25 protein-coding genes are annotated in these 25,432 nt (G+C 54.8%); 7 read left to right on the top strand and 18 right to left on the bottom strand.

The window, feature by feature from the left end; all coding sequences use genetic code 11:
- Positions 1–5: 5 nt before the first annotated feature.
- Positions 6–695, bottom strand: a complete 690-nt coding sequence (phoB, locus tag AAER43_RS04760; RefSeq protein WP_008503265.1) for a phosphate response regulator transcription factor PhoB — start codon at positions 693–695, stop codon at positions 6–8.
- Positions 696–881: 186 nt separating this feature from the next.
- Between phoB and sbcD the strand changes: the two genes are divergently transcribed.
- Positions 882–2,087, top strand: coding sequence for an exonuclease subunit SbcD (gene sbcD, locus AAER43_RS04755; protein WP_014882742.1), 1,206 nt, complete (start codon positions 882–884; stop codon positions 2,085–2,087).
- A complete protein-coding gene (gene sbcC / locus AAER43_RS04750) occupies positions 2,084–5,215 on the top strand; it encodes an exonuclease subunit SbcC (RefSeq protein ID WP_050862464.1) in 3,132 nt (1,043 codons plus the stop codon). The genes sbcD and sbcC overlap by 4 nt, the downstream gene beginning before the upstream one ends.
- A 98-nt stretch (positions 5,216–5,313) precedes the next feature.
- Here sbcC and mak read toward each other — a convergent pair whose 3' ends face one another.
- Positions 5,314–6,219 (bottom strand): fructokinase, encoded by a 906-nt coding sequence (mak, locus tag AAER43_RS04745; protein ID WP_014882740.1) that lies wholly within the window; start codon positions 6,217–6,219, stop codon positions 5,314–5,316.
- A gap of 123 nt (positions 6,220–6,342) precedes the next feature.
- Between mak and rdgC the strand changes: the two genes are divergently transcribed.
- Positions 6,343–7,257, top strand: a complete 915-nt coding sequence (gene rdgC, locus AAER43_RS04740; protein ID WP_045269304.1) for a recombination-associated protein RdgC — start codon at positions 6,343–6,345, stop codon at positions 7,255–7,257.
- 47 nt (positions 7,258–7,304) lie between these two features.
- Here rdgC and ppnP read toward each other — a convergent pair whose 3' ends face one another.
- The 5 genes from ppnP to AAER43_RS04715 all read right to left on the bottom strand — a co-directional run bounded on the left by ppnP (position 7,305) and on the right by AAER43_RS04715 (position 9,943).
- Entirely contained in the window at positions 7,305–7,592 is a 288-nt protein-coding gene (gene ppnP, locus AAER43_RS04735; RefSeq protein ID WP_014882738.1) for a pyrimidine/purine nucleoside phosphorylase, read from the bottom strand.
- Positions 7,593–7,663: 71 nt separating this feature from the next.
- Positions 7,664–8,341 carry an AroM family protein gene (locus AAER43_RS04730; RefSeq protein ID WP_032637368.1) on the bottom strand — a complete coding sequence of 226 codons (678 nt, stop codon included), beginning with the start codon at positions 8,339–8,341 and terminating at the stop codon, positions 7,664–7,666.
- A gap of 238 nt (positions 8,342–8,579) precedes the next feature.
- Complete coding sequence (gene yaiA, locus AAER43_RS04725; protein ID WP_014882736.1) at positions 8,580–8,771, bottom strand: protein YaiA; 192 nt, start codon at positions 8,769–8,771, stop codon at positions 8,580–8,582.
- Positions 8,772–8,815: 44 nt separating this feature from the next.
- Positions 8,816–9,340, bottom strand: coding sequence for a shikimate kinase AroL (gene aroL, locus AAER43_RS04720; protein WP_014882735.1), 525 nt, complete (start codon positions 9,338–9,340; stop codon positions 8,816–8,818).
- A 144-nt stretch (positions 9,341–9,484) separates the two neighbouring features.
- Positions 9,485–9,943, bottom strand: a complete 459-nt coding sequence (locus AAER43_RS04715) for a YaiI/YqxD family protein (RefSeq protein WP_045269303.1) — start codon at positions 9,941–9,943, stop codon at positions 9,485–9,487.
- 97 nt (positions 9,944–10,040) lie between these two features.
- On the opposite strand from AAER43_RS04715, the gene proC reads away from it, so the two are divergent.
- Entirely contained in the window at positions 10,041–10,850 is an 810-nt protein-coding gene (gene proC, locus AAER43_RS04710) for a pyrroline-5-carboxylate reductase (protein ID WP_014882733.1), read from the top strand.
- Positions 10,851–10,864: 14 nt separating this feature from the next.
- Here the strand turns inward: proC and adrA are convergent, their stop codons facing one another.
- The 5 genes from adrA to AAER43_RS04685 form a co-directional block, all read right to left on the bottom strand.
- On the bottom strand, positions 10,865–11,968 hold the full coding sequence (adrA, locus tag AAER43_RS04705; RefSeq protein WP_045269302.1) for a diguanylate cyclase AdrA: 1,104 nt from the start codon (positions 11,966–11,968) through the stop codon (positions 10,865–10,867).
- Between the two features lie 102 nt (positions 11,969–12,070).
- Positions 12,071–12,391 carry a phosphate starvation-inducible protein PsiF gene (psiF, locus tag AAER43_RS04700; RefSeq protein WP_045269301.1) on the bottom strand — a complete coding sequence of 107 codons (321 nt, stop codon included), beginning with the start codon at positions 12,389–12,391 and terminating at the stop codon, positions 12,071–12,073.
- A 275-nt stretch (positions 12,392–12,666) separates the two neighbouring features.
- Positions 12,667–12,927 carry an anti-adapter protein IraP gene (iraP, locus tag AAER43_RS04695; RefSeq protein ID WP_014882730.1) on the bottom strand — a complete coding sequence of 87 codons (261 nt, stop codon included), beginning with the start codon at positions 12,925–12,927 and terminating at the stop codon, positions 12,667–12,669.
- A 210-nt stretch (positions 12,928–13,137) separates the two neighbouring features.
- Positions 13,138–14,352: a multidrug efflux MFS transporter gene (locus AAER43_RS04690; RefSeq protein WP_023332216.1), complete on the bottom strand. Its 1,215-nt coding sequence runs from the start codon at positions 14,350–14,352 to the stop codon at positions 13,138–13,140.
- Positions 14,353–14,520: 168 nt separating this feature from the next.
- On the bottom strand, positions 14,521–15,204 hold the full coding sequence (locus tag AAER43_RS04685) for an extensin family protein (RefSeq protein WP_014882728.1): 684 nt from the start codon (positions 15,202–15,204) through the stop codon (positions 14,521–14,523).
- 103 nt (positions 15,205–15,307) lie between these two features.
- Here AAER43_RS04685 and ddlA point away from each other — a divergent pair, with 103 nt between their 5' ends.
- Positions 15,308–16,408, top strand: a complete 1,101-nt coding sequence (gene ddlA, locus AAER43_RS04680) for a D-alanine--D-alanine ligase (RefSeq protein WP_014882727.1) — start codon at positions 15,308–15,310, stop codon at positions 16,406–16,408.
- Here the strand turns inward: ddlA and AAER43_RS04675 are convergent.
- The gene (locus AAER43_RS04675) at positions 16,405–16,635 is read right to left on the bottom strand and encodes a DUF2754 family protein (protein WP_014882726.1); all 231 of its coding nucleotides are present in this window, start codon (positions 16,633–16,635) and stop codon (positions 16,405–16,407) included. The genes ddlA and AAER43_RS04675 overlap by 4 nt on opposite strands.
- Positions 16,636–16,884: 249 nt before the next feature.
- Here AAER43_RS04675 and AAER43_RS04670 point away from each other — a divergent pair, with 249 nt between their 5' ends.
- A complete protein-coding gene (locus AAER43_RS04670; RefSeq protein WP_014882725.1) occupies positions 16,885–17,184 on the top strand; it encodes a DUF2755 family protein in 300 nt (99 codons plus the stop codon).
- Here AAER43_RS04670 and AAER43_RS04665 read toward each other — a convergent pair.
- The 3 genes from AAER43_RS04665 to AAER43_RS04655 all read right to left on the bottom strand — a co-directional run bounded on the left by AAER43_RS04665 (position 17,181) and on the right by AAER43_RS04655 (position 20,162).
- On the bottom strand, positions 17,181–18,278 hold the full coding sequence (locus tag AAER43_RS04665) for a DUF1615 domain-containing protein (protein ID WP_023332214.1): 1,098 nt from the start codon (positions 18,276–18,278) through the stop codon (positions 17,181–17,183). The two genes, AAER43_RS04670 and AAER43_RS04665, sit on opposite strands and share 4 nt — an antisense overlap.
- 14 nt (positions 18,279–18,292) lie before the next feature.
- Positions 18,293–19,513 carry a peptide antibiotic transporter SbmA gene (sbmA, locus tag AAER43_RS04660; RefSeq protein ID WP_014882723.1) on the bottom strand — a complete coding sequence of 407 codons (1,221 nt, stop codon included), beginning with the start codon at positions 19,511–19,513 and terminating at the stop codon, positions 18,293–18,295.
- Between the two features lie 115 nt (positions 19,514–19,628).
- On the bottom strand, positions 19,629–20,162 hold the full coding sequence (locus tag AAER43_RS04655; RefSeq protein WP_014882722.1) for an isochorismatase family protein: 534 nt from the start codon (positions 20,160–20,162) through the stop codon (positions 19,629–19,631).
- A 204-nt stretch (positions 20,163–20,366) separates the two neighbouring features.
- On the opposite strand from AAER43_RS04655, the gene ampH reads away from it, so the two are divergent.
- Positions 20,367–21,527, top strand: a complete 1,161-nt coding sequence (ampH, locus tag AAER43_RS04650; protein WP_050862465.1) for a D-alanyl-D-alanine-carboxypeptidase/endopeptidase AmpH — start codon at positions 20,367–20,369, stop codon at positions 21,525–21,527.
- A 2-nt stretch (positions 21,528–21,529) separates the two neighbouring features.
- Here ampH and AAER43_RS04645 read toward each other — a convergent pair whose 3' ends face one another.
- Together AAER43_RS04645 and AAER43_RS04640 are read right to left on the bottom strand one after the other, a co-directional pair.
- On the bottom strand, positions 21,530–22,153 hold the full coding sequence (locus tag AAER43_RS04645) for a helix-turn-helix domain-containing protein (RefSeq protein ID WP_023332210.1): 624 nt from the start codon (positions 22,151–22,153) through the stop codon (positions 21,530–21,532).
- 92 nt (positions 22,154–22,245) lie between these two features.
- Positions 22,246–25,020: an autotransporter outer membrane beta-barrel domain-containing protein gene (locus tag AAER43_RS04640; protein ID WP_231069996.1), complete on the bottom strand. Its 2,775-nt coding sequence runs from the start codon at positions 25,018–25,020 to the stop codon at positions 22,246–22,248.
- Between the last annotated feature and the right edge of the window lie 412 nt (positions 25,021–25,432).

Raw genomic sequence — 25,432 nt, 5'->3', positions numbered from 1 at the left:
ATTGTTCAGAAACGGGTCGAAAAACGATAACCCGTGCCGCGGACCGTCTGTACCATGCGATCGTGGCCGCTCAGTTCCAGCGCTTTTCGCAGGCGGCGAATATGTACGTCAACCGTCCGGTCTTCGACATACACGTTAGTTCCCCAGACGTTATTCAGCAACTGCTCGCGGCTGTATACGCGTTCCGGGTGAGTCATAAAGAAGTGCAGGAGTTTAAATTCGGTAGGGCCCATATCGAGGGGGTTTTCGCCGGTCATCACGCGGTGCGAGGTAGGGTCAAGGCTGAGTCCCTGCATCTCTATCACCTCTTCCACCGCCATCGGTGAAATACGGCGCATCACGGCTTTAATGCGGGCGACCAGCTCTTTTGGGGAGAACGGTTTAGTGATGTAATCGTCCGCGCCGGTTTCTAGTCCGCGCACGCGATCCTCTTCCTCTCCGCGCGCCGTGAGCATGACAACCGGGATGTCGCGGGTCAGTGCCTCACGCTTCAGGTGTTTGATAAACTGCAGTCCGGAGCCGCCAGGCAACATCCAGTCCAGCAGAATCAGATCGGGCCAGGGTTCATTCAGCTGGTTCACTGCGCTGTCATAATCTTCCGCTTCAACCGGCTGGAAGCCATTTTGCTCGAGCACGAAGCACACCATTTCACGAATTGGAGCTTCATCTTCTACGACCAGAATACGTCTCGCCATACTTTGCCCTGTCTTATCTTATTAAGTTACACGTTTGTAATTCGGCGCCATTATGCGTCAGATTTATGACAGATTTATGAAAAACATTACCACGGTAGCGGGCAAACCGTTGTTTTATTACAGCGGTTATTTTCCCTTCTCTGAACGTTTATAATCCTGCTTTCTCATTTTTGCCACGGAATCGCTATGCGCATACTTCACACCTCGGACTGGCATCTCGGTCAAAATTTTTACAGCAAAAGCCGTGCGGCTGAACATGAAGCGTTCCTGAACTGGCTGCTGGAGACGGCGCAGGCCCACGAGGTCGATGCGATTATTGTCGCGGGTGACATCTTTGATACGGGGTCGCCCCCCAGCTATGCGCGCGAGCTGTATAACCGCTTCGTGGTGAATTTGCAGCAGACCGGCTGTCATCTGGTGATAGTCGCCGGTAACCATGACTCCGTGGCAACGCTCAATGAATCCCGCGACATTCTGGCGTTTCTCAATACTACCGTCGTCGCCAGCGCCGGGCATGCCCCGCAGATCCTGAAAAAACGCGACGGTACGCCGGGGGCGGTGCTGTGCCCGATCCCCTTTTTACGCCCGCGCGATATCGTACAAAGTCAGGCGGGACTGTCGGGCACGGAAAAGCAGCAACATTTATTACAGGCCATCACCGACTATTATCACCAGCAGCACGCGGATGCCTGCAACCTGCGTGGCGAACAGCCGATACCGGTGATTGCGACCGGGCATCTCACCACCGTTGGGGCCAGTAAAAGTGACGCCGTGCGTGACATCTATATCGGCACGCTGGACGCCTTTCCGGCGCAGAACTTCCCGCCTGCGGACTACATTGCGCTCGGGCATATTCACCGCGCCCAGGTTATCGGCGGCTGCGAACATATTCGCTACTGCGGATCCCCTATTTCGCTCAGTTTCGATGAAACCGGCAAAGCCAAATCCGTGCATCTGGTGAGCTTCAGCGAGGGCAAACTCAGTGCCGTCGAGACGCTGGAGGTGCCGGTCACCCAGCCGCTGGCGGTGCTGAAAGGCGATCTGGAGGCCATCACCGCTCAGCTTGAACAGTGGCGCGGCACCGCGCTTAATCCCCCCGTCTGGCTGGATATCGAAATCACTACGGATGACTACCTGCATGATATGCAGCGAAAAATCCAGGCGCTGACGGAAGACTTGCCGGTAGAGGTCTTACTGGTGCGCCGCAGCCGCGAGCAGCGCGAGAAAATTCTGTTAAGCGCCCAGCGGGAAACGCTCAGCGAGTTGCGGGTAGAAGAGGTGTTTGAGCGCAGGCTCTTGCAGGAGGATATTGACGACGCGAAGCGCGAAAGACTCAGCGAACTGTTCACCCATACCCTGCATGCCCTCAATGACGAGGAAGAAAACGCATGAAAATTTTGAGCCTGCGTCTGAAAAATCTCAACTCCCTCAAGGGCGAGTGGAAAATTGACTTTACCGCTGAACCCTTTGCCAGCAACGGGCTGTTTGCCATTACCGGCGCCACAGGCGCAGGTAAAACCACCCTGCTCGACGCCATCTGTCTGGCGCTTTATCACGAAACGCCGCGCCTGAGTAAGGTTTCCCAGGCACAAAACGACCTGATGACGCGAGATACCGCCGAGTGTCTGGCGGAAGTGGAGTTTGAGGTAAAAGGCATCGCCTACCGCGCCTTCTGGAGCCAGAACCGGGCACGCAACCAGCCGGACGGCAACCTGCAGGCGCCGCGCGTGGAGCTGGCCCGCTGCGAAGATGGCAAAATCCTCGCCGATAAAGTCACGGACAAGCTGGAGCAAACCGCCGCGCTCACCGGTCTGGACTATGGCCGCTTTACCCGTTCAATGTTGCTCTCACAGGGGCAATTTGCCGCCTTCCTGAATGCCAAACCGAGCGATCGCGCAGAGCTGCTGGAAGAGCTGACCGGCACCGAAATCTACGGCCAGATTTCCGCCATGGTGTTTGAAAAACACAAAGCCGCCCGCAGCCTGCTGGAAAAGTGCGAGGCGCAGGCAGCGGGCGTCGTACTGCTGAATGAAGAACAGCAGCAGCAATTACAGCAAAGTTTGCAGGCACTTACTGACGAAGAGAAAACGTTGCTGGCACAGCAGCAAAACCAGCAGAAACATTTTCAGTGGCTTACCCGTCATGATGAGCTTGTGCGCGAGCAACAACGCATCACCGCATTGCAGCAGCAGGCACAACAGGCTCTGACGGACGCTGCGCCTGAGCTGGCAAAGCTCCAGCTTGCGCAGCCCGCCGCCCAGCTTCGTCCGCTCTGGGCGCACCAGCAGGAGCAAACCGCGCGTCTGACGCAAACCCAGCAGCGTATTATTGAAGTAAATACTCGCTTACAAGCCAAAACCGCGCTGCGCGCGCGGATCCGTAATACTGCCCTGCGTACCCACGCCGAGCTTGATACTGAACTGACGGCGCTGGCGCAGTGGCTGGCGGAGCACGAACGTTATCGCCTGCTGGGTCAGGAGATTGCCGGATGGCGCGCGCTCTTCTCACAGCTTAACCGCGATAAAAACCAGTTGGCCACGCACGCTGCGCGGATGACTGAGTTACGTAACAAGCTGACTGACATGCCGGAAAATACGCTCACGCTGACGGCGGATGAGGTCAACGTGGCAATGGAGCAGCAGTCCCGGTCACGCACGCAGCGCCAGCGGCTGACGTCGCTACACGCTCGCTATCAGCCGCTGCAAAAGCGCCTGCGCCAGAGCAATGAAAGCGTACAGAAAGCCCAGGCGGAGCAGAGCAAACTTAATGAAACGTTGACGCTGCGCCGCCAGCAGTACAAAGAGAAACACCAGCACTATCTGGATCTGAAGGCCCTGTGCGAGCGTGAAGCGACAATTAAAGATCTGGAAAGCTATCGTTCACAGCTTGAGGCAGGCAAACCTTGTCCCCTGTGCGGTTCCTGCGAGCATCCCGCCATTGAGCAATATCAATCGCTTGAGCTGACGGATAACCAGCGCCGCCGTGATGCGCTGGAAAAAGAGGTGGCCGCGCTAAAAGAAGAAGGCCTGCTGGTGCTGGGGCAGGTTAATGCCCTGGCTCAGCAGATTCAGCGCGAGACGGGCGACGTGCAGACCCTGTCTGAGGAAGAGCAAGCACTCACTAAAGAGTGGCTTGAGATCTGCGCGTCCCTGAATATCACATTGAATATTCAGGAAGATATCGCGCCATGGATAAACGAGCAGGAACACTATGAGCGCCAGCTTTATCAGCTCAGCCAGCGTCTTACCCTGCAAAACCAGCTGAACGAACAGGAAGCGCAGGCGCGCCAGTATCAGCAGCAGCTGACGGCGACACGCCAGACGCTGGAACACACCCTGCTCACGCTGTCGCTTAGCGTTCCCGAAGAGGGGAACGAAGCCGCCTGGCTGCACGCCCGCGAAGGAGAATTCGCGCAGTGGCAGGAAAAACAAACGCAGCACGGCGTGCTTGTGGAACGCAGCAATGCTCTGAAGCCGTTGCTCGACACACTTCCGGCAACCCACACCGAAGAGACCGAACCGGCCATTCCTGATGGCTGGCGCGCCATTCACGATGAATGCGTATCGCTGCAAAGCCAGCTTACCGCCCAGCAGCAACAGGAGGCGCTGGAGCAAGAGCGCCTGCAACAGTCGCAGACCCAATTCTCCGCGGCGCTCTCTGCCAGCTGTTTTGCCGACCGGGAGGCGTTCATTGCCGCTCTGCTGGATGATGACACCCTCCGTGGCCTCGAACAGCTGAAGCAGTCGCTGGAAAACCAGATACAGCAGGCCACGGCGCTATCCGGCCAGGCAAACCAGCAGCTACAGGCGCATGTTGCGCTGCGCCCGGAAGGTCTCGAGGCCGATGCATCCACTTTGCAAATCCAGCTGCAGCAGCTGGCGCAACAGCTTCGCGAGAACACCACGCATCAGGGCGAGATCCGCCAGCAGCTCAAGCAGGACAGCGACAACCGTCAGCATCAGCTGACGTTGATGCAGCAAATTGAAGAGGCCGCGCGTCAGGCCGACGACTGGGGCTATCTGAACGCGCTGATCGGCTCCAGTACCGGCGATAAGTTCCGTAAGTTCGCTCAGGGGCTGACGCTGGATAATCTCGTCTGGCTTGCTAACCAGCAGCTAAATCGCCTGCACGGGCGTTATCTGCTCCAGCGCAAAGCCAGCGATGCGCTGGAGCTGGAAGTAGTCGACACCTGGCAGGCGGATGCCGTACGCGATACACGCACGCTCTCTGGCGGCGAGAGCTTCCTGGTCAGCCTGGCGCTGGCGCTGGCGCTTTCCGATCTGGTGAGCCACAAAACGCGAATCGATTCGCTGTTCCTGGATGAAGGATTCGGCACCCTCGACAGTGAAACGCTGGATACCGCACTGGATGCGCTCGACGCGCTGAACGCTACCGGGAAAACCATCGGCGTCATTAGCCACGTCGAGGCGATGAAAGAGCGCATACCGGTGCAGATTAAGGTGAAGAAGATTAATGGGCTGGGGTATAGCAGGCTGGACAGGGAGTTTGCGGTGGGGTGAATAAAGGGTCGCTGCGGTCTGGTGCCCTCACCCTTGCCCTCTCCCACAGGGAGAGGGTACAAACATCAAAAACAGCAACTTGCGTTGCTGTTTTGCTTTTATTCCGGCCACAGCCACGCCGCGCCGCGCACGCCGCTGGAGTCGCCGTGGACGGCTTTGCGGATCGGGGTTTCACACTCGCCGCCGAAAACCCACTGCTTCACAAGATTTGGCACCGTGGCGTACAAGCGGTCAACGTTGCTCATCCCGCCCCCCAGCACAATCACATCCGGATCGAGAATATTCACGACGTGCGCCAGCGATTTTGCCAGACGCATTTCGTAACGGCTCAGGGCCAGTTCAGCCACCGGATCCTGTTCTTCAACCAGACGCATGATTTCATTACCCTTGAGCGGTCGACCGCTCAGGCGGTGGTAATCGGTCGCAAAACCGGTGCCGGAGATAAACGTCTCAATACAGCCCTGCTTGCCGCAGTAACACGGAACGTCGGCGCGGTATTTGAGTTCATCTTCATCCATCCACGGCAGCGGATTGTGCCCCCACTCGCCCGCCGTGCCGTTGCCACCGATGTGCGAACGCCCCCCAAACGCCACGCCCGCACCGCAGCCGGTCCCGATAATCACCGCAAAAACGGTCTGCGCCCCTGCGGCGGCGCCATCAACGGCTTCGGAGACCGCCAGGCAGTTGGCGTCATTGGCCAGACGCACTTCCCGGTTCAGACGCGCGCTTAAATCTTTATCAAACGGCTGACCGTTCAGCCAGGTGGAGTTAGCATTTTTAACCACGCCGGTATAAGGGGAGATTGACCCCGGGATACCCATCCCGACGGTACCGCTTTGCCCTGTCGCCTGCTCGGCCATATCGACCAGCCGGGCAATCGTCTCGATGGTCTGGTGGTAATCATCGCGCGGCGTAGGCAGACGGTGGCGGAACAGCTGTTCCCCCTGCTCGCTCAGTGCAATGACTTCTGTTTTGGTGCCGCCCAAATCAATCCCAATACGCACAAGACTCTCCTCATTCTTTTGATTATCAACAGAGTAGAAGCACGCTTCCCGATTAGCAATGCAAGCGATGCGACAATTCGTTATCATGCCCGCTGATTTAACGACAAGGCCGTGGAAATTATCATGCTGTGGTTCAAAAATTTGATGGTTTACCGTCTCAGCCGCGACGTTTCGCTGCGTGCAGAAGAGATGGAAAAACAGTTAGCCGCTTATAGCTTTTCCCCTTGCGGTAGCCAGGATATGGCAAAAACCGGTTGGGTTCCGCCAATGGGTTCACAAAGCGATGCCCTGACCCACGCCAGCAGCACGGGACAAATCATCGTTTGCGCTCGCAAAGAAGAGAAAATTCTGCCCACGCCGGTGGTGAAGCAGGCGCTTGAAGCAAAAATCTCCAAGCTGGAAGCCGAGCAGGGCCGCAAGCTGAAAAAAACCGAAAAAGATTCGCTGAAAGATGAAGTCCTGCACTCTCTGCTGCCGCGCGCTTTTAGCCGCTTTAGCCAGACGATGATGTGGATCGATACCGTTAACGGGCTGATCATGGTCGACTGCGCCAGCGCCAAAAAAGCAGAAGATACCCTGGCCCTGCTGCGTAAAAGTATCGGTTCTTTACCGGTCGTTCCGCTGGCACTGGAAACGCCGATTGAGCTGACCCTGACAGAATGGGTTCGCAGTGGTACTGCGGCGCAAGGTTTCCAGATTCTGGATGAAGCCGAGCTGAAAGCCCTGCTGGAAGATGGCGGCGTGATCCGCGCCAAAAAGCAGGATCTGGTGAGTGACGAAATCGCGGTACACATCGAAGCCGGGAAAGTCGTTACCAAACTGGCGCTCGACTGGCAGCAGCGCATTCAGTTCGTGATGTGTGATGACGGCTCCGTGAAGCGTCTGAAGTTCTGCGATGAGCTGCGCGATCAAAACGAAGATATTGACCGGGAAGATTACGCCCAGCGTTTTGATGCGGACTTTATCCTGATGACCGGTGAGCTGGCGGCGTTAATTCAGAATCTGGTGGAAGGTCTCGGCGGCGAAGCGCAGAGATAACAGGCAAAACACAGGCCGGGTAAGCGTTAGCGTCACCCGGCTTTTTTTTATTTCAAATAGCGGCACAGATAAGAGGTCGGTTCAGCAACCTGCAAATGAAATTCGCTGTGGCCAGGAACGTTGAAGGCTTCCCCGGCAGCGTAAACTTTCCATTCCGTTTCACCCGGCAGTAAGACGTTCAGCGCGCCGCTGACTACCGTCATCTCTTCCGCTTCGGCCGTGCCAAAGGTGTATTCCCCTTCAGCCATGACGCCCACACTGGCGCGGCCCGTGCTGCTGCTGGTAAAACCAATGGATTTCACTTTACCGGAAAAGTATTCGTTACTTTGAAGCATGAACTGGCCCTTATATTCAGAGATAAAAATTCACTATAGGGGCCATGCTCATTGCCTGTCACGCAAAATCATTACATCAGGAGTTCGGAAGCCAGGCGCGCCATCAGAACATTTGATAACAGCACCGGCACGTCCAGCGCCTTTTGCAATAAATCACGGTGATGCTGATGGAAACCGAGGCAGTCCAGTATCAACACATCCGCCCCTTTCTCCAGTAGCGCCTTCCCGGCAGCGATCAGTTTGGCCTCGCTGTCCCAGAAGGGATTTGCCAGGGCATACAGAGGCGTTTTTTCAAGCACGTGCCATTTTGCTTCCTGGTTGTTCATGAGCTCTTCCATCGGCACAATCACCCCCACCTGATGCCCGTCAACAATAGAGGCCACCAGCGGCGGAATGATGCGCATTGGCTCAAGCAAAATCGCATTGCGCGCCACCAGTCCCTTAATGGGGGCGGTACTCATCAGCAAAATAACGTCATAATCTTGATTATCGAGCACTTCTATCACTGACTGCAGCGAACGCTCAATTTTCTGTCGTGAAACATGCGCCAGTTTACCGTCGCTTAATAACGTCGCCAGGGGCTCCTCCCCCGCCTCAACAGCGTAGTCCTCCATGACCTCTTCCCGGCTCATCTTACCCAGCAGGCTGAGATGCGTGATCTGCTGTTCAGAGACATGCTCAGTTAAAAGCGGTAACACTTCGCTTACAGGGACCACACCAATAGTGAGGATCGCCAACGTTGCCTTCATCGTTTTCGCCTTCCATTACTACAAAATCTTATTACACAGGTACAGGCTCACTACGCTGCACAGTTCGTTTTTTCAACAAAACAGCACCAAGCGTAGCAGGTGATCTGCATCGCGAAATGTAAAGATCACCTGCGGGTAACGGAGTCACCTGTAATAACTAAATATTAACTCCTGCTTAACATTGGCGATGAGTAAAAAGTGTGATTCAGGCACGGTATTGGAGCGTTTAGGAAAACATCTATGACTTTTCGGGATCTTCGTAGCGCCGTTTGGCGTCCAGCGCTTCCTGTTCAGTCTCATGTTCACTGATCAGCGAGTCCGGTTTGGGGTGATCGGCACGCAACTGATACCAGGTCACGGTTTGATCGCCTGTGCCTTTTTCAACGGTAACGATACGTGCTTCGCGCGGATAGGGAGGTCTGGTTGGCATAGCTCATCCTTTTTTTATGTCTGAGCTATCAGTATAGACGGCGGTTAGCTGGCACAAGCCAAACGCAGGGCGGTAATAATCTGAATCACCACCTCTTCCGGTGCCGCAGAAGCATCCACAACGTGGTGCGCCGCTTCACGGTACAGGGCATCACGCTCGGCCAGGACTTCGCTCACCTCTTCGCTGAGCGGTCTGGAGGTCAGCGCCGGACGTTGTCCCTCCTCCGGAAAGGCCTCAAGGCGCCCCACGAGAGCCGAAACCGGCGCGCAGAGATAGATCACAATGCCCTTTTCACGCATAAAATGCCGGTTACACTCGGCGAGAACAATCCCCCCTCCTGTCGCAATCACGGCTGACGGCGTGGTGACCGCTTTCAGCGCGGCCGTTTCGCGTGCGCGAAAGCTCTCCCATCCCTCTTGCTCAACAATGTCCGCGATGGTTCTGCCGGCCTCGGTTTGCAGCCAGTGGTCGGTATCAACAAACTGACGATGACATGCGCGTGCCAGTTCCAGGCCAACGGTGGTTTTCCCACAGCCGCGGGGGCCAACTAAAAAGATGGGTTGGGTCATAGCCAGGTGTTCCCCTTGATGCCGGATGGCTGAAGAGTGTAAAGAAATCATTGCAGAAGATGTGTAGAATACTTTACTGCAAAGCGGTACGGGATGACAACCCTGCGGAAGCCACACTGTACCACAAAGTGACAATAATTATCATTACGCTGTGCGACGCTTCACTTCCAGCAGCCATTTATCCAGTTCGGCAGCAAACTGCTGGCGATCGCGCTGGGACAGGCTGTCCGGCCCTCCGGTCTGCACGCCGCTGGCCCGCATGGTATCCATAAAATCACGCATAGTGAGTTTTTCCCGGATGGTTGAAGGCGAATAACGTTCACCGCGCGGGTTGAGCGCCGCTGCGCCTTTCTCCAGCACTTCCGCCGCCAGTGGAATATCAGCGGTAATGACCAGATCCTCCGGGCTGCACAGACGAACAATTTCATTATCCGCCACGTCGAACCCGGCCGGGACGCGCAAGGAACGGATAAAGCGCGAAGGCGGAACGCGGATATTCTGGTTCGCCACCAGCGTCAGTAGCATCTGAACGCGCTCGGCGGCGCGGAATAAAATCTCTTTAATCACATTCGGACACGCGTCCGCATCAACCCAAATCGCCATATTGTCTCCCCATAATGTCTCTGCCGACTATTGTCGCCTGCATTTCGTTGTTAAGCTATCAATCAGAGAAAACAACGCATAATGACGGAGAATCGTGATGGATAAGAAAATCGGGTTTATCGGCTGCGGTAACATGGGCAAAGCCATCCTGGGCGGCCTGATCGCCAGCGGGCAGGTTCTGCCCGGTCAGATTTGGGTCTATACCCCGTCACCGGACAACGTCGCCGCATTGCGCGATCAATACGGGATCAACGCCGCCGAAAGCGCGCAGGAAGTCGCCCAGGTCGCCGATATCGTCTTTGGCGCCGTTAAGCCGAACATCATGATCAAAGTGTTGAGCGACATCACCTCCAGTCTGAATAAAGAGACGCTGGTCGTGTCGATTGCCGCGGGCGTGACGCTCGATCAACTGGCCCGCGCGCTCGGTCATGACCGTAAAATCGTCCGCGCGATGCCCAATACTCCCTCACTGGTTAATGCCGGTATGACCTCCGTCACCCCTAACGCGCTGGTGACCTCAGAAGAGGTGGCTGATGTGCTGAACATTTTCCGCTGCTTCGGTGAGGCGGAAGTGATTGCGGAATCCATGATCCATCCTGTTGTCGGCGTCAGCGGCTCTGCACCTGCATACGTGTTCATGTTTTTAGAAGCCATGGCCGACGCCGCCGTGCTTGGCGGCATGCCGCGTGCGCAGGCGTATAAATTCGCCGCGCAGGCGGTGATGGGTTCCGCCAAAATGGTGCTGGAGACCGGTAAACATCCGGGCGAACTGAAGGACATGGTCTGCTCGCCTGGCGGCACGACCATCGAAGCGGTACGAGTGTTGGAAGAACGTGGATTCCGCTCTGCCGTCATCGAGGCGATGGCAAAATGCATGGAAAAATCAGAGAAGCTGAGTAAATCCTGATTTCTGACCGGGCGTCAGGCGGCCACTTCGGTGCGGCCGCGCCCGGCATTTTTCGCCTTATACAGCGCCACATCTGCCGCCTTCAGCCATTCCCGATAATGTCCAAACTGTGGCCCCCAGGGGGCAATGCCTACGCTGATGCGCAGAGGCTCTTTCGGTGCGCACGGTAAGGACAACGTTTCCAGACGCTCGTGAACCCGAGACATGACGGCGATGGCGCTTTCAGCCGCTGTCTGCGACATAATCACGGCAAACTCATCTCCGCCAAAACGGCCTATCGCATCGCCTGACCTGACTGACATCTGAAGCTGACGGGTAAGAGCAACAATCGCCTTATCGCCCACGTCATGCCCCCAGGTATCATTGATGTTTTTAAAGTGGTCGATATCAATCAGCAAAATGGTGGCGTTGCAGTGGCTCCGACGGCAGTGCTCAAACTCATTACGCAGCAGCATTTCCCAGTGTCGTCGGTTAAAGACCCCGGTCATGCCGTCGCGGGTACTCATCATTTCCAGCCGCCGCTTATGTTCCGCAAGCCTGATGGCCGTCCGGTGGCTGAGCCAGGCAAACAGCATGGGATAAAGCATGAGCACCGGAAGCGTTAAGACCCACTCCACGGGATCGGGGTGGAAGACAGTTACTTTCCCGACGAGGGGCAGCGTCACCAGCGCGGTCAGGAGGGTTAACGTTATCCCCACAAGAAACAGGCGGCAGCCACCGGAGCCCATCATGTTCATTCCCACCATCATTACCAGCGCTGCCGTGGGTAATGCATACAGCCCCATCACGCCAATCCAGAGCCCGGCGATAATGGCATCCATCTTAAGGTTGAAAATCTCCTGCTGGTGAGGTGACGCGGCGCGGCAGGATAACTGCCAGGCAAAATGGGGCCAGACGAACGCCCACCCTACCAGGATCAACCACCAGCCGCCGGGTAAAAAATGGATGACCAGCATTCCCGCCACGGGGAAAAACATGGCTGCCAGACCAACAGCGCGCGCCAGCCGAACCCGCCGGGCAAACTGGATGCCGGCGCGGTAAGGGTCATCCTGAGAAAGGGTTAAACTCCACTCTTCCCGAATGCGCTTTTTGTTGTAATACGTTTCATCATTCATCATTTTTGGGAATATTCTGAAACATTTTCCCAAATTATAGAGAGGGGGACTGCGGGGAAAGTATGAAATTTCGGGTGAGCAGCCGACGCCACTCACCCGTTAGAACTACACTTGTTTCTTCAGACAGGCACTCATGAACTTGCTGCGATCGTCTCCCTTCAGGGACTGTTCGGTCGCTTTCGCATTACACTCGCGCATTTTTTGCTGCTGCGGCGTCAGACTTTTTTCGCCAGGCTTCGCGGCACCGTTTTTAAGGCAGTCGCTCATATAGGTCTTACGGGCATCGCCTTTCAGACTCTGGGACGTCGCCTGTTGATTACAGGTCGTCATCCGTTGCTGCTGAGGCGTTAGCGTTTTCTCTTCCGCATTCGCCGAGGAGATCAGGAACAGGGCGGAGAGCAGAGTAACCAGTAATGTTGTTTTCATTGCACCATCCTTTTGTGAATATTCCCTGTAAGTCTGGTTCGTAACAGGAAAAAAACCACCCGGCAGCGGTGATTTTGCCGGGAATTTCTCATTTCAGACCCAACGTACCGGTATTGGCGGTATCGGCATAAAGGATAGGGGAAGTAACGCGATAACACGTGTGCTCTGTTTCACTTTTATTTTCTCGCGGTACAAACAGATAAAAAATAAATACAGAGCAGCGCCAGGCATCCTGCATGACAATTTTGTGAAACGTCAGAACCGTTCGTGACGGCTTAACTGCGCGGATGCCTCAACAGCTTCTTTACGTATTGCTGCAGCAATTCGGCATCCTCTGGTGGAACCTGAGTGTCGGGTCGCGCCTTATCCAGCGCCCCTTCGATGCTATTGATTAACGCCTGCTGATCGGATGTATCCATCCGCCGCAATAGCGCGGTGACGACAATTTCCAGCGCTTCGACCTGGGCAACCAGTTCTTTAGACTCTTCTTCCTTTTGTGCAAGCTTAACCAGCAACTCAGCAATGAGATTCTTCATCGTGCTATTTCCTTATGGGGTTTCCTCTGAAATTAACACCAGGAATGAAATATGCAAAGCGGAGAAAAGTATTATCTTATGTAAAAGTGACATTACCGCCAAATTAGGGTGCCACCCTTATTAGCGAAACGTTTTTCTATAAAAAAACGCCGCATTTAGTTATATAAAAATACGGCTACCATAAGAATATATAATACACCCGCGAAAGGACTATTTCGCTGATTTCGCCTCCGCCATTCGTGTTCGACGGCGCAGGGCAATCGCCAGCTGGATAATATTGATTAAAACGACAATTGCCGTAGCAGCAAATACCCAACGAAAACCTGCCATCGCAGAAACGGATGCGCCAATAAGCGGACCGGCAACGTTGCCTAAATACATAAACGACTGGTTATAACCAAAAATACGTCCGGTGACCTGGTCGCTGGAATATTTGACCAGCAAGGTCTGTACGGCAGGCAACATAGCCCCATCGGCGAAACCGAGTAAAAATCGCAGCACGCCCAGCTGAAGCGGAGAGGTAACAAACGACATCGCGAAAAAGAGCACCACCGCAAAAATCAGCGTCGCCATCAGGATACGCGCCGTGCCGATCCTGTCCCCCAGCTTCCCCAGACGTGGCGCAGAGATCAGCGCGGAAACGCCCGGCACGGCGGCAATCATCCCGCTGAGAAAAGCAATATTATTGCTGTCTGGCTCCATTGATTTAATAAACAGCGCCAGAATGGGCCCCACCGAGCCGTTACAGAGCTGGATCACCATGGTGGTGACAAACAGGCTGATCATCAACCCTGGGTAAGGCAGCGAGGCGAAGACGGCCTTACCGCTCAGGCGTTCAGACTTGCTGACAACGGGGCGCCCTCCCTCTTTGATCAGAAAGAGCGTGACCAGAAAGCTAACCACCAGCAGGATCGCAGTGATGATAAATACCGCGCGCAGCCCAACGTGGTCTGCCAGAAAGCCGCCCAGCAGCGGGCCACCGATGACGCCGCTTATCTGCGCCGTTGAGAGGGTGCTCAGCGCCCAGCCGCTTCGTTCGCGTGGCACCTGAGAGGCCACCAGCGCCATGGCATTCGGAATGTACCCGGACGTCAGCCCCATCACCGCCCGCAGGAAAAACAGCTGCCAGACGTTCGTGGCGAAGGCCTGGAGCAGAATCGCAATCGCCATCCCGAGCGAGGCGCGCAGCAGCATCAGCTTACGGCCTTTCCGATCCGCCAGGCTGCCCCACATCGGAGACACAATGGCGGAGACCAGAAACGTGACGCTGAACGTCAGACCGGACCACATGGAGAGCGCTTCGTGGGAGGTAACCCCCAACTGCGACACGTACAGCGGCAGGAACGGCAGGATCTGGCTAATGGCCAGCCCGGTAAAAAAGCAGCCGAACCAGACCGAGATGAGATTAACTTTCCAGGATTCCATAAAGAAATAGTCTTCATTTTTAGGCGAATTCGCCGTCAGATTAGCAAGTTACGCACGCCGGCGTCGCACCAGAGATGCGGCTTTGCTGACTTTGGTGTTTTATCTTCCCAGTCATCATATTTGTGAAATAAGTCACAAATCATCCACTTTCTGGCGGAAGATTATGCTTCAGCGACAGAGTCCGAAACCGCGCATCCCCAGATGAAAATGGTTGGCATGCGCCGCGTTATACTCCGGCCCCAAACCGTTACCGTAGTAGCCGCAGCTGGCCGCCAGCAGGGCCTTCAGCCATGGCTGCGTTTTTGCCGATTTCCAGCCGTTCAGCACCGTGACGCGCTCCCCGTTCGCCAGCCGAAAAGCGGCGATATCCAGCGCGTCTGCGGTGGCATGCTCACTGCGCCGCGCATCGGGCCGGTGGTAGATATTGCGACAGGCAAAGCTGCCAAGGTGCTCAATGCGCGTCAGCTCATGTCCCGTGAAGCGCTGCGTCAGTGGCCGGGCCTGCTGGCTGACAAACAGTGCAGAGCTGAGCGCCAGCGGACAGCTGGCAAGAAAACTGCCGTTCAGACTCACCGGGCCGAAGTCACGCACGCGCACGACGTTGCGCAGCGGACATGTCCCGCCGCCGTCAGCGACCGGTTGGGTGCGGATAAGGTTTCGTTGATTGGCCTGCGTTAACAGGCTCGCGCAGGCTTCGGGGGTTAAACGTCGCAGTTTATACTGGGTAATACGGCCAGGGGGATCGTCCAGGGCCAGCGGTTTAAATGGATTGTAGTAAGACGGCAACCAGCGATAACCCGCCGTTGCAACTGCCCCCAGGATGAAAACGGTCAGCAGAGTTTTTCCTTTCACGTTCCCCCCTCACTCTTCCCCAAAACATTATGGCAGAAGGCCGCGAAACCCGCAGGGCATCGTGGTATGTTATTGGCTTTTCGTCAGACTGGAAGAGAGTGAGATGGCAAAGCAGCGCGTAGGTATTGTCTTTGGGGGAAAATCAGCGGAACACGAGGTGTCATTGCAATCGGCCAAAAATATCGTTGATGCGATCGATAAAAGCCGGTTTGACGTGGTCCTGCTGGGCATTGATAAACAGGGCCAGTGGCATGTTAACGACGCCAGCCAGTATTTGCTGAATGCCCACGATCCGGCGCACATCGCCCTCAATCCTTCGGACATCAGCGTCGCGACCGTTCCTGGCGTCATGAAGGGACAGCTCATCGACGCCGGCAATGCGCAGGCTCTCACTCAGATCGACGTGGTCTTCCCTATCGTACACGGCACGCTCGGGGAAGATGGTTCCCTGCAGGGGATGTTGCGCATGGCCAACCTGCCGTTTGTTGGATCAGACGTACTGGGATCCGCCGCGTGCATGGACAAAGACGTCACCAAACGCCTGCTGCGCGATGCCGGACTGAATATCGCGCCATTCGTCACGCTCACCCGCGCCAACCGCGACAAGTACAGCTTCGCGCAGGTTAGCGGTCAACTGGGGCTGCCGCTGTTTGTGAAGCCTGCCAACCAGGGGTCATCCGTGGGCGTTAGCAAAGTCGCCAGCGAAGCAGAGTTCACGCAAGCCGTCCGTCTGGCGTTTGAATTTGACCATAAAGTGGTTATTGAGCAAGGGATCAAAGGTCGCGAAATTGAGTGCGCCGTGCTGGGCAACGATTTTCCACAGGCGAGCACCTGCGGTGAAGTGGTCTTAAACAGCGACTTCTACTCCTACGACACCAAATACATTGATGATAAAGGCGCACAGGTCGTTGTACCTGCGGATATCGATCCGGCGATCAACGACAAGATCCGGGCGATCGCCATCAGCGCCTACCAGACTCTCGGCTGCAGCGGCATGGCGCGCGTGGATGTCTTCCTGACGCCGGAGAACGACGTGGTAATCAATGAGATCAACACGCTGCCGGGTTTCACCAACATCAGCATGTATCCAAAACTGTGGCAGGCCAGCGGGCTTGGCTACTCTGAGCTGATCACCCGCCTGATCGAACTGGCGCTGGAGCGTCACGCCGCCGACAGCGCGCTGAAAAGTTCCGTTAACGGTTAATCGGCACCCTTCGCCGTCTCTTCCGTCGTCGTCTCTTCCGGGCGACGGCGGATAATCAACCCCGCCAGCCAGAAACTGATCACCCAGGTCACCAGCCCGACGGCATAGGTTTGCCACCCTTTTGCTTCAAATCCTAACAGCCCCACGACGCCGTTAAGAATAAAAATCAGCCCAATAGCAAAGGCATAGTAGTGCCAGTCACGGCGAAGTTTGGACGTGAGCTTCATAACAACTCCGGCAGGAAAAAAAGACATCCTCTCACAGTTTAAGCACGAGGTCTGTGGCAGATGCGGAAATTCTGAAACGCGACGCAATTTCACTTAAGTTTAAAAATTGTGACGCGCTGCAGAAATCAATAATCCAGGAGAATTCCTGAGCGTAAATTACCACGATTCTGATATTGACAAATGCAATCACCTGTCAAACTCACCCCGTAAGACGCGTATTAAAACAGAGTTATACCTCGGGAGGACAACATGGCTGACTTTACATTGTCGAAACCGATTTTTGGCGGCAAACCAAAAACCTCTACGGCGGGTAATATCGCGTATGCCTTGTTTGTCCTTTTCTGCTTCTGGGCAGGCTCCCAGTTGCTCAATATGCTGGTCCATGCGCCAGGTGTTTATGAACACCTGATGCAGGTGCAGGATAACGGACGTCCGCGAGTGGAGATTGGATTTGGCGTGAGCACGCTGTTCGGTCTCGTTCCTTTCCTCGCGGGGTGTATGATTTTAGGCGTAGTCGCGTTAGTCCTGCGCTTTCGTCGTCGCCATTAAAGCCCCATACAGCGAGCCCGGCGATCGTCCACGCGCTTCGCAAACCAGGCGGTGGTCAGGTTACGTGTGATCTTCGGGCTTTCCAACTGAATACCCGGCAGGATAGCCCTCGGTAACGTTTTCCCACTCTTCTGCTCCGCAAGGGCAAACACCTTCTTGTAGAGATCCGTTTTCTCGAATGCCAGGCTATCGCCTTTTTCAAGCTGACGGCGGATATCGCTGTTGCTCATATCAAGAGCTGTCGATAATGTCCGTACCGCGCTTTCGGTGCCTCCCGCCTCGCTGCTGCCGTAGGCGATGAGATCGCCGTCCAGCGCCAGCTTGACGCCGCTTGCGCGGCTAAGCGCACTTTGAAACGCCGCGTTACGGCTGGCATACCAGCCCGCATTAAAGTCTGCGAAGCGGTACAGCGGCGCGTTGTAATTCGCCGGATAGTTCAGCAGATGATACGTGCCGAACCACAGTCCGCCGCGCAGTGAGAAGACCTCCTGGCGCACCGTACCGTCAATTTTCCATGGATAGCCGTCGGTATGCTTCTCGGCAAACGCGATGCTCACCTGCATTGGTCCGCCGGTGTGAACCGGGTTGAGCGAGCCAAACAGTTTCTGCCCCATTGGCACCATGTTGATGAAATCATCAAAAATGGCGCTGAGCTGTTTTTCGGTTTTCACCGTGTCCAGCCGGTCGCTGTAGCTTTTACCGTTCGGCGAGGTGATTTTCAGTGCGGTATGCACGAGGAACACCGGGATATGCATCGATTCCGCGCGGCGGTCGATCTCTTTCCAGGCAATTTTATTCAGACCCGGCACCACCGGGTCTGACTGGTACATGGACTCCTGCTGCGCCACCGCCAGCACCGAGCAGATATTTTCCTCGGTCGGGGCAATCTTCTGGCTTTCAAAGGTTTTAGCCAGCGCATCTGCCCACGCATTGCGATCCTTCACGCTGGCGGGCATTTTTTGCCGCACAACGCTTGCCACATCCACGGGCTTTTCACCCTTTTTGAGCGGGGCTGCCCCTTTTTCGGCACAGCCCGCCAGCACCAGAGCGGCCAGTAAGGACAGCGATAACGCGCGCGGTACGGCAAAAGACATAGCAACTCCCTGTATTAGCTAAAGGTATTGGTCACTTCCTGCAGGTCACGATCGTCCAGCTCACGCTCAAAGCTGCGCAGACGTTTGTAGATAGACATCAACTCCACCAGCGTGGTCCAGGAGCTGATCAGATACTGGAACGACCCGCGCACCTGACCGAAAACATTGGTGATCTGCGTCATCAGACCGAGCGTAATCGTACCCGCAACAATCGACGGAAACAGCAGGAACAAGCCGAAAACGTTATCCACCTGCAGATACAAAATGCGCGCAATGTTGAAATACATATAGTGGAAGTAAAGGCGGAAGTAGTTACGACGCACGGCACCAAACAGCTCACGGACGGTCGGCGGCGACGCGCGGCTGGCATCATCTTCCCCGTAAACCAGCTCTTTACGATACGCCGCTTCGACGCGCTGATTTTTAAACTCCAGACCCGGCAGCTTGATCCCCACCACCGCCAGCAGGCCCGTGCCCATCAGCGACCAGACAATCGCGGCAATCACCAGACCATACGGCAGATGGCCGACAATAGGCAGATCCGGCACATGCGCAGAGAGCGTCACCAGTACCGGCAGGAAAGCAATCAGCGTCATGATGGCGTTGATGAAACTGACGCCCATATCTTCAAGGGTGGAGGCAAAACGCATGGTGTCTTCCTGCACACGCTGCGCGGCACCTTCGATATGACGCAGATGCTGCCAGTGCGCCATGTAATGTTCGTTCATCGCGGTACGCCAGCGGAAAACATAGTGGCTGACGAAGAAATTGTTCATAACACCAATGATCACCGCAATAAGCGCGATACCGAGGAAGACGCCGACTTCATGGTAGAACTGGTTAATGGTGACCTTGTGCGGCGAACTCAGCGCGGTCTGAATAAGATCGTAGAACGGTGCATACCAGGCGTTTACCGCCACCCCCACTTCCACCAGGAACCACGTCACAAAGATGATCAGCGAGGTACCGAGAATCGACCAGTACTGCCAGCGGTGCGGAGAATAGACAAACCAGAACAGCGCAAACAGCCCTACGCACAGCATGTAGTAGGCGTAAAACAGCAGATAGCTAAGTGACCAAAAACGCGCTGCGCTAATCGGCACGTCGCCTGTCGCCCCAACTATGCGTGCCAGCCATGCACCGCCGCCCGCCTGCCAGAAAACGACCGCGATCAGTGCCCAAATAAATGCCGACAGGAAAAATGGCCCCGGCTTTGGGAAAAAAGACTTAAACATGATGCTTCCTTCTTGTTGTTATGGTTGTTGCTGTGCTCAACACATGACCAAACGAATACCCTGCCCGGGCCGGAAGACCGGCTCGGGCAAAAAGGTCAGACCCGAGGGTTGATTATTAGTTCGCTTTCCAGTTTTCGAGAATTGTTTCGGTGCGTTTCACCGCGGGAGGGTTCATCGGCGCAATGAAGTTACGCCAGACGTCATTATGGTGGTTTATCAGAATCTGTGCTTCAGCCGCCGGGCGATTCGCGGTGGTATGGGCATCCTCAGCCACGGTAATGTGGTAGCCCCGACTGACGCCGTTTTTAATTGTCGCGTCCACGCAGTAATCCGTGGCGCAGCCGCAGATGACAAACTCACGAATTCCGTGTTCACGTAACAGCGCTTCAAGCGATGTGTTGTAAAAAGAATCACAGGCGGTCTTGGTAACGTAAAGCGCATCAGCCGGTTGATGGAGTTCAGGCAGCAGCGCAAACCCTTCACTTCCTTCTTCCAGCCCCCCGGCCTCGGTATGCTGAATAAAAATGACGGTGTCGGCCGCCTGCGTAAGCTGGTTGATCAGAGAGACACACTTTTCGCGCTGATGACGAGGGGTTTCAAACACCCCGTTCTGCATATCAACCACCATGACCACACGCTTTTCAGACATACCGTTCTCCGTAAGATTGAGTAATACTGGTGCCTATCATAAGCCCGATGCCAGAAAATGGGAGAGCGCTCGCAAGTAAATTATTCATATTTACCCATGGTTACGTTTTTCTGGCTATCGTTATGCTATTCCGGGCATTGCACGGTAGAGATTAGTAGTATAAATACCCATTACTTTCTTCATTCACTTCATGGATGCTTTTCGTTGAAACGTTGTCTGCTCTCTTTTGCCGCGCTGTGTGCGGTGAGCTTCTCCACCGCCCAGGCGGCCCAACCGCTGACGGCGCCCGTTTTGGCTTCAGACATTGCCGATCGCTACGCGAACCTGATCTATTACGGCAGCGGCGCAACCGGGATGGCAATGGTGGTTATTGATGGCAACCAGCGCGTATTCCGCAGCTTCGGTGAAACGCGCCCAGGCAATAACGTTCACCCGCAGCTGGATTCCGTCGTTCGCATCGCGTCCTTAACCAAGCTGATGACCAGCGAAATGCTGGTGAAACTGCTCGACCAGGGCGTGGTAAAGCTCGACGATCCGCTTAGCAAATACGCCCCACCGGGTGCACGAGTGCCGACGTATCAGGGAACGCCCATTCGCCTTGTGAACCTCGCGACGCACACCAGCGCGCTACCGCGTGAGCAGCCTGGCGGAGCGGCGCACCGCGACGTGTTTGTCTGGCCCACCCTCGAGCAGCGCTGGAACTACCTGAGCACCGCCACGCTAAAGGCGGCCCCGGGTTCACAGGCCTCTTACTCCAATCTGGCGTTCGACCTGCTGGCGGATGCCCTCTCAGCGGCCGCAGGCAAACCCTACACGCAGCTGTTTGAAGAGCAGATAACCCGTCCGCTGGGGATGAAAGACACCACCTTTACCCCTTCTCCGGACCAGTGCCGTCGCCTGATGGTGGCAGAGAAAGGTGCAAGCCCGTGTAACAACACGCTGGCGGCAGTGGGGAGCGGCGGGGTCTATTCCACCCCAGGCGACATGATGCGCTGGATGCAGCAGTTCCTCTCATCGGATTTCTACTCGCGCAGCAGCCAGGCCGACCGTATGCAGACCCTGATTTATCAGCGAACTCAGCTGCACCGTGTGGTCGGAATGGACGTACCGGGTAAAGCCGATGCGCTCGGCCTGGGCTGGGTCTATATGGCACCAAAAAATGGCCGTCCGGGTATTATTCAGAAAACCGGCGGCGGCGGCGGGTTCATTACCTATATGGCGATGATCCCGCAGTCCAACGTGGGCGCATTTGTGGTGGTCACCCGCTCCCCGCATACGCGTTTCGTTAATATGAGTGATGGCATTAATAACCTGGTGGCTGAACTGAGCGCCAATAAAGCCCAGGTGCTGACCGCGTCTAACTGATCTTAATATTCCGTGGGCAAGCGGTTGATGCTGACCAGCTTGCCCCGGCTCATATTAATGTAGTTTCCCTGCCGCAGCGCAGCGAGAACCTCTGCAACAACCGAGCGCGAAATACGGGTGCTTTGTTGAATATGATTCATCACACCAATTTTCGAGCGCAACGTTTCATCCCACTCCGCCATATTCAGCAACATGGCGCGGATCTGGTGATAAGAATTATTTCCCACCAGCTGCATATCGCGTTTCGCAAGAATGTAATTTATCCATGATAACCAGGTGAAGGCCTCTTTCCAGAGCGCATTCTGTTGTATGAGCTGACGGGTGGTTTCCGTGGACAAATAAAAACCCGTACAGGGTGTTTTGGCGATAACTTTGTATTCGTGACAGTGTTTAATCATCACGGTGGATAGCCCAAAAATAAATGGCGCTTTCGCGATCCCCAACAGCAATTCATCTGGATAACGATAGATTTCGATTATACCGGTCTGTAATACGACCGTGCGTGACTCATTGCACTCGTGAGAAGTAATGATTTGTTGTGGAGCACATTGAAACGTACTACTGGCTGCTATCAGACACTGTTCGAGCCGGCTTAATTCAGAAAGCGGTTTCGCATTAACGTTCATGCAGACCTCAAGACATCCGTATTGGTCGGTTCAATATTGTTTTTTGTTTTTATCGTAAAAAAGCGGGGGATATTCTCCCCCGCTTTCAGGTATTACCAGGTATATTTCACACCCAAATTGGCGCCCCAGTTCTGGTCAACGTCACCGCCGCCAAGATACGTGGCATCCGTGTACGCGCTGAAGTTCTTCGTGAAGCTGAACTGCGTACCCAGCCCTACACGCACCGCAGAGCCTTTAACGCCGTTGTCGATACTGTCGTCGTTGATATCCGCAGTGTTATCAGCATCATCATAGACATAGGCCAGCTTGAAGTAAGGCGTCAGCGCCTGCTCGCCACCGTAGTTGAAGGTATAACCCGCATCCAGGCCGAGTTCATAGCGCAGGCTATCGTAAGATTGCCCATCAACGCGCATGTCATTACTCAGGCGATAATCATCCCCGGACTGGAACAGACCGGATACCGCCGCGTAAGGGGTTACGTAGCCAGACAGGTTTGGTTTCCAGTCATAGCCCAGCTTCATGCCAAAGCCAACCGCATCGGTGGTCGTGTCACCGTCAACGTATTGACCGTTGCTCATGGTAGCTGAAAGGTCGTTGTTAAAGCGGGTGTAGCTCAGGGAGCTGTCGAGGAACATATCGTTCGCAAACTTCGCAGAGGCATAGATCATTGCCGTCTGGCTGTCCTGATCGACCTGACCGGTACGATCGCTGATATCCCCCTTCGCGAAGCCTGCTGCACCGCCGACGATCCACTTCGCATTGTTACCGTCAATCTGGGTGTCCAGACCGACCATAATGCCGCTCACGTCCTGATCGTAGCTGATAACGCCATTGTCACCGTCGTAGTTGCCACCGAAGTAGCTCACCCAGGCTCCGCCATTATCCGCCAGGCCATGACGGCTGTTGGTCAGACGCGAACCGACGGTATCCTGCTGCAGATTCCAGATATTGGTATTGGCAGAAGGAATGCTCAGCGCCATGTTGGCGTAGTCGGTCAGCGCTTTCTGCTCAAGGACAACGGTATCACCCTGCTGCTGTGCCTGATAGGTGTAAGCCCCTAAATCCGCTTTGTTTGCGGCAGTAAAGTGGGCTGCGGTATCCGGATTGTTATCATAAACACGGACGATCTCTTTGTTTTTGTAATCAGCGACGGAGCCTCCGCCGGTCGCATCATCAATGCGCACTTTATAGTTACCGGCAACGTCACCGTTCACCGCCAGATGGCCGTCTGAGTTCAGTGCGACGACACCATAGTCGTAGTCCGCGTGGTAACGATCGTTAGTGATATAACGCGCGTTATTCAGATCGCTGTTCAGCACGTAATCACGGCTGGCTACGTCCAGTACGCCGCCATCGGTCAGCACCATATTGTGCGTGTCGACCTGACCCAGACCCAGCGCCAGCTCGGCACCGTTATCGACGGTGATCGTATTCGCATACAGCGCGGCCGTCTCTTCGGTCAGAGCTGCACGGCTATCGCTGTCCAGATAGAGGCTGTCGGTCGCTACGCCGCCGCTGTCGCCAATATTCAGCGATGAAGCATTGGTTAAGGTAATGGAGTCCGCCAGCAGGCCAGCGTTTTCAACGTTGACCTGAGAGCGGTTATTCACCGCCAGCGCGTCGATGTTAGAGATCTTACGGGTATCCCACTCGGAACCGTTGTCCAGCGTTACGTTGAACAGGCCGCTCTGGTAGACCTCTTCGCCCGCTACGTGGCCGTTGCTGTCAAAGGTGGAGTCAGGCCAGATGCTGTTAGGCGCCAGCGCATGCCAGTCAACGTTGCTGTAACCCAGACCGTACATCTGCGAAGTGCCAATGGCTTCAACGCTGGACTGCGCCGCACCGACCCACTTGCTGCCGTTGGTCAGCGTCACGTCCAGCCTGTCGGTGCCATCCCAGCCATTAGTGGTTGGGTTATAGACGCCATCATCGGTGGTATCGGTTGCCGGATCGCCATTTTCGTAGAAGTTGTTATCGAAGGTGCTGGCGAACAGGATGTCGCCGGTGACGGTAGAATGGTCGAACGTGGCGGTGGTCTGCATGGCGTTGTCAGATGCGCTGGCCGCAACGATCAGCGCCGCGTCATCCGCACCCGTGGCGTGGGTTTCACCGTAGTCGCTCGGCTTAGCCGTTTGACCGTAGAATCCGCTGGTACCCAGATCGCTGTAGGCGCCTGACGTCAGCACGGAGTCTTTAACCACCAGCGTATCGGTGAACACGTTTGCGCTGTTCGCCACGCCTTCAACGCCGTCATACGGAGTATTATCGAGCTCCTGATAGCCCTGCGTTAGCGTAATGCCCGCAACGTGGGAATTATTCTGGATAACAATATCAGACTCCACGTCCAGCGTAATCGCGTTACCGAGAGCGTAGGTATCCAGGTAATGGGTTTCTGATGTTTCGCCCTTCACGACGTCATAAGCATAATGCTCGTAAGCGTCGTTGATCGTGCTGTTGTCGACGGTCAGGCTAAAACGATCGAACTGAGTATGCGCGGTACCGTCGGCGTCTACGCCGTCGGCACAGTTTGCGGTCATACACTCAGAGGTAATCATACCGTTGATGGTGCTGTTAGAAATGCTGAGCGCATTAGAATGACCATTGATGCCGTCATCCAGATAATACGTCGAAATAACGCCATTCACCGTTGATTTATTGATCACCGGATAAATATCACCGTCATGGCTGGCATCGGTGTAATCCCAGTCAGCATAACCATAATACCACGGGGTTGAGGCGGCGTTATCATATCCAAATGTATTATACGTCGTACCGGAAATATCTTTCGCATTGGCCTGAGAAGCGATAACCAGGGTACAGGCTAATGCAAGTTGAGATACAACCAGTTTCTTTTTCCATGTTTGCATTGGGTCATCCCTCCTCAGGGACGTAAGCAAGTTTGTCCGTCAAATCATTGTGCAATATTCAATTGCGGAGAGAATTATGCAGTTGCATTTAGAAAAGGTTCAATGAATGATTCCATTAAGTCCGCATACAGACAAAAAAACAGAAAAAAGGTCAACCACACAGCAGGCAATCATTATAAACATTATAAAAACAGAAAGTTGAAAATTAATTTCATAACTCACATTAATATTATTAAAATAAATAGATCATTATTTTTTATATATTCTATCTGATATAGAAATCATACTAATCATTCCCCTTTTCCTGAAAAAACAGACCGCGCGAGTGTAGAGTGAAAAAAGGTTCTTCAGCCGTCAATTTGAGAAAAGAAAAAAGCCTACTTTCGTAAAACAACGGCCTTCACTTTGAGGT

Origin of the sequence: Enterobacter sp. FUJ80071, from assembly GCF_038739915.1 — a bacterium.
In the GTDB taxonomy this organism is placed as follows: Bacteria; Pseudomonadota; Gammaproteobacteria; order Enterobacterales; family Enterobacteriaceae; genus Enterobacter; species Enterobacter kobei.
Note: the sequence above shows the minus strand (reverse complement) of the source record. Positions and strands in the feature narration are given on the sequence as shown.